Origin of the sequence: Actinomadura sp. NBRC 104412 (assembly GCF_030269515.1) — a bacterium.
Classification (GTDB): Bacteria; Actinomycetota; Actinomycetes; order Streptosporangiales; family Streptosporangiaceae; genus Spirillospora.
Genome location: NZ_BSTM01000085.1, coordinates 1 through 1,287 on the forward strand (window position 1 = coordinate 1; position 1,287 = coordinate 1,287).

The 1,287-nt window shown below is 63.2% G+C and carries 2 protein-coding genes; both read left to right on the forward strand.

Annotated features, from left to right (window positions below; all coding sequences use genetic code 11):
* Positions 1–60 precede the first annotated feature (60 nt).
* Complete coding sequence (locus QSK21_RS35805) at positions 61–378, forward strand: transposase (RefSeq protein WP_285702203.1); 318 nt, start codon at positions 61–63, stop codon at positions 376–378.
* 8 nt (positions 379–386) lie between these two features.
* The gene (locus tag QSK21_RS35810) at positions 387–1,250 is read left to right on the forward strand and encodes an IS3 family transposase (RefSeq protein ID WP_285702204.1); all 864 of its coding nucleotides are present in this window, start codon (positions 387–389) and stop codon (positions 1,248–1,250) included.
* The last annotated feature ends 37 nt before the right edge of the window (positions 1,251–1,287 follow it).

Genomic DNA, 1,287 nt, shown 5'->3' on the forward strand with positions numbered 1-1,287 from the left:
GTGAGCTTCCCCCCGCTCTCCGGACACTTGCCCTGAGGTCATCGGCGATCATCAGGAAGGATGTTCGCCATGCCGTCACCACACCCGCCCGAGTTCCGGCGTCGCGCGGTCGAGCTGGCCCGTCAGGGCGATCAGTCCATGGTCCAGCTGGCCAAGGATCTGGGGATCAGCCGGTCCTGCCTGCAGAACTGGGTGAATCAGGCCGACGCTGACGAAAACAGCGGCGGCGGCGGGAAAGGCGGCAGTGACCGCCTGACCACCGCGGAAAAGAAGGAACTGGCCGAGTTGCGGCGTCGTAACCGGCAGCTGGAGACCGAGAACGAGATCCTGAAGCGGGCGGCGGCCTACTTCGCCCGGGAAAACGTACTCCCAAAGTAGTCTACTCGCTGGTCCATGAACTCGCCGCCGACTCCATCCCGGTCGCGGTGGCCTGCCGAGTGCTGAACGTCTCCACCTCGGGATATTACGACTGGCTCGGCCGATCCGAGTCGCCTCGCACGCTGCGGAACAAGGAATTGACGAAGATGATCCGTGAAATCCATGTCGAATCGCGTGGCACTTACGGCTCGCCGCGGGTGCACGCGGAGTTGACGCTCGGGTTGGGTGAGCGGGTCAATCGCAAGCGGGTCGAGCGGCTGATGCGCGAGGCCGGGTTGCAGGGCGTCTACCGGCGCAAGGGGCGTCGCAACCTGGTCAATCAGGCGACCGAGGAGGACCTGGTGCAGCGCCGGTTCGACGTGGCCGGCCCGGACCGGCTGTGGCTTACCGATATCACCGAGCACCCGACCGGAGAGGGGAAACTGTACTGCGCGGCGGTCATGGACGCCTATTCACGGCGGATTATCGGCTGGTCGATCGACGCCCGTCAGGACACCGATCTTGTCGTGAACGCATTGGCGATGGCGGTGACCCGGCGGAACCCGCCGACAGGCTCCACGATCATGCATTCCGACCACGGAACGCAATATACTTCCTGGGCGTTCGGGAAGCGTCTTCGGGATGCTGGGCTGCTCGGCTCGATGGGCACGGTCGGTGATTGCTACGACAATTCGATGATGGAATCGTTCTGGGGGACGATGCAGCTGGAGTTACTCGACACCCGTACCTGGAAAACCCGTGAAGAACTTGCCAGTGCGGTCTTCGAATGGGTTGAATGCTGGTATAATCCCTACAGGCGGCATTCCAGTATCGGGATGCACAGCCCCGTCACGTTCGAAGGGCTCAACCTGCCCTCAGACACCGCCGAGTGACCTCATCGCAGGTATCCGTGCAACGGGGGGAACCTCA